This window comes from Xanthomonas cissicola, assembly GCF_008801575.1.
GTDB lineage: Bacteria > Pseudomonadota > Gammaproteobacteria > Xanthomonadales > Xanthomonadaceae > Xanthomonas > Xanthomonas cissicola.
Map to the genome: position 1 here is coordinate 101,513 of NZ_VZPL01000009.1, position 6,549 is coordinate 108,061.

Below are 6,549 nucleotides of genomic sequence, written 5' to 3' on the forward strand. Positions count from 1 at the left end.
CCCCATGCTGATGACCATGACGACCACCGCCATGTCTGTGTCCCTGTCCCACGATGTGATCATCGCCGCCACCCAACGTGCGGCACGCGCCATCCCGCCGCTGTGGCCGCTCGCCTCCAGCGTTGCGGTCAACCCCTTCCTCGGCCAGGCCAGCGAGCCCCTGGAAATGGCGGCGGCGCGACTGCGACGCGCGTCCGGTATCGCCGTCACCATGCCGCGGCATTGGTACGCAGAACGGCTCCAGTCCGGCGAAATCACCGAAGACGATCTGCGGGCGGCCTTGCAGAACGCGCCGGCCGCGCTGCGCCCGCCGAGCTTGTCCGCGCTCAGACACGCCATCGCAGCCACGCGCCCTGCCCCGCAGGCGATCCCCACGGTCGCCGAGCTGGCCCGCGACACAGCCGCGGTCGACTGGCCCGGCATCGTCAACGAACGCATCGGTCACTGGGCAGCGGGCTATTTCGACCAGGGCCAGGCGCTCTGGGCGGTCGGCCGGTCCGGTGGTGCCTACAGCACCTGGCGGATCATCGCGACCCACGATCTGACTCCGGAAATCGCCGGCCTGGTAGGTTTCGCACAGTATGTGGCGGATGCGCCAGCCAATGCCGAAGACGCAATCGTCGACTGCGTCGCTCGCCTGGGACTTTCGCAGGACGCGCTGGACGGTTATTTCCACCGCTTGCTGACCACGTTGGGCGGCTGGGGACAGCTCGGCCGGTATCGGCTCTGGCAGGCGGAGTTGAGCGGCGCAACCGATGCATGCGTCACCGACCTGCTCGCCATCCGCATGCTCTGGGAGGCCGCGCTGCTGGGCAACGGCGGCTGCGCGCTGGTGCCTGGCTGGCGGACGGCCGTTGCCGCCTACGCCGAGCCGGTCGCTGCAACCTCGGACGATGTCATCGACAGCATCCTGCAGGAAGCGGCCGAACGTGCAGCGCAGCGAAAGCTCAACGCCGTGCTGGCCGCGCCATCGCCGGCCCAGGTCGCAGCTGGCCGTATGAAGCTGCAAATGGCGTTCTGCATCGATGTGCGCTCGGAAGTCTTCCGCCGGGCGCTGGAAAGCCTCGATTCGGGCATCCAGACCCTCGGGTTTGCAGGGTTTTTCGGCTTGGGCATCGGCCATCGCCGGTTCGCCTCGGACGTGGTCGAAGCGCGCCTGCCGGTGCTGCTCGCTCCAGGCGTGATCACCTGCGCAGGTGACGCGACGGCGTCGGCAGCCGCCTCCGACCTCAGCGCACGGATCGCGGCACGTGCCAAACGCGCCTGGGGCCGCTTCAAGCTGGCGGCCATTTCCTCGTTCGCCTTCGTCGAGGCCACCGGCCCGATCTACGTCGCCAAGCTGCTGCGCGACGGGCTGGCGCTGGCCCGCCAGCACGCACCGAACGAGCCTGCGCCACGCCCTGCCGACGGGCTGGACCTGGAGACCCGGCTGACCATGGCCACGCGCATCATCAAGGCGATGTCGTTCACCGGCGGCTTCGCGCGGCTGGTGGTACTCGCCGGCCATGGTGCGAAAGTGGTCAACAACCCCCATGCGAGCGCATTGCACTGCGGCGCATGCGGCGGCTATTCCGGCGAAGTGAACGCGCGGCTGCTTGCGTCGCTGCTCAACGATAGCCAGGTGCGCGCCGGTCTTGCCGCACGCGGCATCGTCATTCCCGCCGACACGTTATTCCTGGCCGCACTGCACGACACCACGACCGATGCGGTCACCCTCTACACCGCCGATCACCCTTCGCCCGGGCATGCCGAAGATCTCGCTCAAGCGGCGCAGTGGCTGGCCGCGGCCGGAGCGCTGGCGCGGGGGGAACGTGCCGCGCGCCTGCCCCGCGCGCACCGCAGCCAGGACATCGCACATCGCGCCCGCGACTGGGCCGAGATTCGCCCCGAATGGGCACTTGCCGGCTGCCAGGCCTTCATCGCCGCACCGCGCTCGCGCACTGCCGGGCGCGACCTGGCCGGGCGCGCCTTCCTCCACGACTACGACTGGCGCTACGACGACGGCTTCGGCGTGCTGGAGTTGATCCTGACCGCACCGGTCGTCGTCGCCAGCTGGATCAGCCTGCAGTACTACGGATCGACCGTCGCGCCCGAGAGTTTTGGCGCCGGCAACAAGCTGCTGCACAACGTCACCGGCGGCATCGGTGTAGTCGAGGGCAACGGCGGGATCCTGCGCACCGGATTGCCGTGGCAATCGGTGCATGACGGCCAACGCCTGACCCACGAGCCGCTGCGCCTCTCCGTGCTGATCGAAGCGCCGCCCGAAGCGATCACCAACATCCTCGAACGTCACCCGCAGGTCCGCGCGCTGTTCGACAACCGTTGGCTGCATCTGTTCGCCCTGGACGACGAGGGCCGCATGGCGCACCGCTATCTCGGCAACCTGCGCTGGGAGACGTCTTTCGGGGATGCGCATTCGCAGAGCGATCGCACACCCATCCTCGCGTAAGACAGGTTCTAGCTCGACTGGCGCCCTCGCTCGTGAAAGGCGAGGACGCACCTGGGGTCTACTTCCAACCTCAAAGAAACGCCGCGCGATCAGATCACCGATGCGGCGATTTCGATCGACGAAAGCGTGGGTCGGACAGAACGGCTGTCACTCCCACTCGATGATAGTTTGAGAGAAAAAATCATTTAAATTCATACACTTGAAGTATTGATGCATGGTCGATTCCATGAGAAATACCATGATCTAGTTTCACTGTGTCGAATCGATGAATGCACCGAGCTTCTCAAGATCATGCGACCAGAACAAGGAGAGGCCGCGTGCCTGTGCCTGTTCAAGATTCAGCACCTTAAAGACACCAGCCAGTACAGCGGCGGGCACGACTTGCGCGCTACCGAACTGCTTGATCCAGTATTCGGCCTTGACTGCTGCGTCGTTGTTTAGTCGCTTGACGCTATTGGTCGCGCTGTTCGAAACCTTACATTCGATTGCCATGAGGCGGGTGTCGTGTAAGCGCACGACGACATCGGCCTTGCGCTCGCCGAGCTGACATTCAGAGCAGAACTGCATAGCCTGCGGCCCCTTGACGATTGTATTGATCGCCACCGCCGGAACCTCGGCGAAACCAAGACTGCGAAGATAGTCCTTCACCTTCGCCTCTTGGTTTTCTTTCCCTTCATTGCGTCGCTCAGTGGCGATGCGTTGCGCGGCCAAGAGGACAGAAGAAGCCAACAAGGCTGCTTCGCGTTGTTGGTCAGTCGGCGCACCGCCTACCTCCATCCATGGGAACCGATGCGGGTCGATCACACGCTCGATAACCTCGAACACCTTACGCAGTGTCTCGGGATTTTTCTTCAAAACACCTGGAGCGATCGAATCGACATTGGCGATAACTCGCAGGTCGTCGTCAGAAATCGGCGGGCCGGCCAAATACCTCAGCGCCTCACCAAGGCCGAGGCTGTAGGCTTCGGCGAGGTTGTCGTTGGTGATCGCGCCAGGGTTGAGATCGCTCAGTTTTTTGAACAGTTGCTCGAACTTGCCACGCGCTTGGTTGTAGTGTGTTTCCCAGGAATCAGAGACTGCTAAACGCTCGGCCCGGAACAACGCGGCAGAGGTGGTAGAGTCTTCGGCAAGTTCATCAATAGTCCATCGAGGCGGTGCGCTTATCATGCAAGAAGAGCTTCCAAGCTTGGGATGCGCAGGCGTTCGATTTCCTTAGGCTCGAACTTAGTTAAGCCACCGGCATATGTCCTACCACTTCCCGTGTTGATGTTTCTGTTGAGCCACGTCACTAGACGAGCGGTTACTCCGTCGGCCAGCGGTTGACGTGGATAGAGGCCGTGAGCGATGTTGATATGTCGCGCGTCACACGCGTTGAGCGTGAACTGGGGCGGTCGGCGAGCCATGTAAGTGCATAGGATAGGGGCTGGGGCCTTGAGGCCCACCGACCACCAAGCTTTGCGATGTCGCGCGATGTAGCTCTGATCTGCTCCGTTAAGTTTGGCCCAAGCCAGAAAGGCGGCGATGCTCCGGCGCTCTTCGTTGGTGAAGTCGTCCAGCTCAGCCGGCAAATCGATGACGCGGCGCAGAACCTCAGCCGAGTGCAAATGCGCACCGGCCTGGATCAAGTCTTTGGCCTTAGTCACCGCCGGCAGTTTGACGCGATCAGGCAGGCCTTTCGCATGCTCTCCAGCAATCCAGATATCGTTTGCGCCGGTGACCTGGCCGCGATGTACACGGAATAGCTCGCCAAGCTCGATCTCGCCAACGGCAACCGATTCGGACGGCCGGACGATGATTGACCAGCGAGGCGCGGCATGCAGCCGTTCGCGTGGGATGTCGGTGCCTTTGGCCAAACCGTTGAGGCGTTTCAGCTCGTCGACGGCGCGCACGCGAACCGGCTCGGCCGTGACGCCAACACGAAAGCAGGTAATTGCTGCCGTTGTCGCCGTGCCAGGAAAGGCTTCAACGGTCGGCTCAAGCACATGCAGGGCGATCCCGCCCAGCTCATCGAGCAAGAGTCGTCGTAGCGCCGAGCCATAGTTCACATCCATCCACTCGGCAGAGGTGATGAATGCGCCCACATCGCCCGCTTTGGCAAGCAACCGCGTTTGCAGGAAGAAGTGCAAATGCAAGCCGGCCAGCGCGCTAGCCTTAATGCCGAAGGAAGCAAAGGTCGAGGCGTACCAAGCTTTCCAGTCCTCGGCAATATCGTGATGTCGTACATAAGGCGGATTGCCTATGAAAGCGGTCATGCCGGCGCAACGCGGTAGTTTGGTCTCCCGATAGTCCTTGACCAACACCGTCGCACGATCGGTCCAGCCGCGGGCGCTCAAGTTCGCGCGTAACATGAGGGCGGCCAACGGGTCCATCTCCACGGCCACGAGCTGCGCCTGAGGGAAGGCTTCGCCTGCGGCCAGGATGAAGCGACCCGAACCGGCCCCCGGATCGACAATTCGGTGAGGCGTTCCTTGGCTCGCCAGCCAGGTCATCATTGAACGGACGATTGGTGCAGGCGTATAGACAGCACCAGCCGCGCGACGCTCGGTCGCCGAACGGATCGACGAGAAGGCCTCGCCTAGCGGATCGGCGCCACGTGCGATCGCTTTGCGGACCGACTCGATTTCCCGAGGTTTAAGCACCAATGCCGGCGCAGTCTTCACGAGCTTACGCTCGGGCGCAGACAGGCCGCCTTGTCCTCCGATAAGGGCTAGGCTCAGGGCTACTAGCTCTTGTTCCGTCTGCACGGTCATTTTTGCTTTCCTTTTAGGCCGGCGAACAGGTCAGCCTGACCTAGCAGTTGCTTCTCCGTGAAGGTACGCATGAAGTCGCGCAGCACATCAGAAGCGTGCCGATCTTGGGCGCGACAAGCCTGCACGAACGCGTCGCGCAGCTCCTTCTCCACCCTGATGCGCATCCCGGAATCTTTGATTGACATGCCGCGCATGATAACACGATGGATACACGTTGTGTATCCATCGTGTCAGAATCAGCTGGCTAAAACCAGCCGATCACACTCCTGGACAACATATTCCGGCACATTATCAAACTTGTGGGGATTTAGCTGCATCACATACTCATTCTCGATATGGAAAGACTCATTCACGAATTTTTGGAGAATGCCATCCTGTTCCCCATTGGCGGAACTGTGCACTTCCTTATAAATGCGGAAAAGTTGAATCTTATCGTACCCAACCATAGCATCGGTGAAGCGACGCTTCATTTCTGCCTTATCTTTAATTATGGCAAGCACCGACGCGTAATTGAAAGTCGGGATAAATTTCTTGATGCCTGCTTCAGCATCCGCAACTTGCTGCGCATCCATTCCAACATCGCCCACGGCAGTTTTTAGAATAGGCACATCCCGCGCATGCAAAAGATTCGCCAAATAGTTATATTCCATACCGAGATCGTTGATTATCTCAAAGTGCCTTCTCAAATATATACACTTAATAACCTCATCCGCTAGCTCACGAATATTGTCATTGCATATCTGCGCGAAGGTTTGAATGTTTTCCTCTTTAATCTCCACCTCGGACACGACGCCTGCCTTCGACGCTAGGAAGTATGCCGTTGGCTTGGGGTGCTGGAATAGCCGTTTAACGCCGCGAATAACATCTATGGCAGGCTCGATATCATGGGTCAGCATGAGGACGGTTGTATCGCGAAGGCTCGCCTTACCTCTAAACAACTCATTCAAAATAGCGAATTTCTTCGTCTTGTCAAAGCTTGAGACAGGATCATCCAAGACTGCCAGCCCAGGCTTTTCCCTCAAAACCTGATACATGAACAGTATAAGAGCAAAGGCATTTCTTTCTCCATAGCTCAGGTGTTGCGCAGCGGTCTCAATATGTTCATCGTGGTCTTGGTGCACTAGCTTCATCTTGTATGAATCAGCCTCAGCTTTGATAACAACGCTGTACTTGGTCGCCCCTGAAAAACCCCCAGGCTGCATCCATTGCAAGGCTTAACCTGCGTTTTAGGTGTGCTGGAATTGCCAGTTTTCGTTACTCTACGAACTGGTTTCTGGCAGTTTTCGCCCATGCGTACACGCCGTCCTGCCGCCGAGCAGTTGCCTGCCGATGAGTTGTTTCGTTCGCGTT

General features: G+C 60.2%; 5 protein-coding genes. 1 reads left to right on the forward strand and 4 read right to left on the reverse strand.

All coding sequences use genetic code 11. The annotated features are described in order from the left end of the window. The first annotated feature begins 4 nt into the window (after positions 1 to 4). Positions 5 to 2,449 carry a YbcC family protein gene (locus F7R02_RS06180; protein WP_078590936.1) on the forward strand — a complete coding sequence of 815 codons (2,445 nt, stop codon included), beginning with the start codon at positions 5 to 7 and terminating at the stop codon, positions 2,447 to 2,449. A 249-nt stretch (positions 2,450 to 2,698) separates the two neighbouring features. On the opposite strand, the gene F7R02_RS06185 is transcribed toward F7R02_RS06180, so the two are convergent. Genes F7R02_RS06185 through F7R02_RS06200 form a run of 4 tightly spaced genes read right to left on the reverse strand, consistent with a single transcriptional unit; the run spans position 2,699 to position 6,401 of the window. After that, positions 2,699 to 3,616 (reverse strand): XamI family restriction endonuclease, encoded by a 918-nt coding sequence (locus tag F7R02_RS06185; protein ID WP_078590937.1) that lies wholly within the window; start codon positions 3,614 to 3,616, stop codon positions 2,699 to 2,701. Next, positions 3,613 to 5,199, reverse strand: coding sequence for an Eco57I restriction-modification methylase domain-containing protein (locus F7R02_RS06190; protein WP_078590938.1), 1,587 nt, complete (start codon positions 5,197 to 5,199; stop codon positions 3,613 to 3,615). The genes F7R02_RS06185 and F7R02_RS06190 overlap by 4 nt, the downstream gene beginning before the upstream one ends. Next, positions 5,196 to 5,384 carry a plasmid-related protein gene (locus F7R02_RS06195; protein ID WP_078590942.1) on the reverse strand — a complete coding sequence of 63 codons (189 nt, stop codon included), beginning with the start codon at positions 5,382 to 5,384 and terminating at the stop codon, positions 5,196 to 5,198. The genes F7R02_RS06190 and F7R02_RS06195 overlap by 4 nt, the downstream gene beginning before the upstream one ends. Before the next feature lie 51 nt (positions 5,385 to 5,435). Continuing rightward, positions 5,436 to 6,401, reverse strand: coding sequence for an AAA family ATPase (locus F7R02_RS06200; RefSeq protein ID WP_235857486.1), 966 nt, complete (start codon positions 6,399 to 6,401; stop codon positions 5,436 to 5,438). Positions 6,402 to 6,549 lie beyond the last annotated feature (148 nt).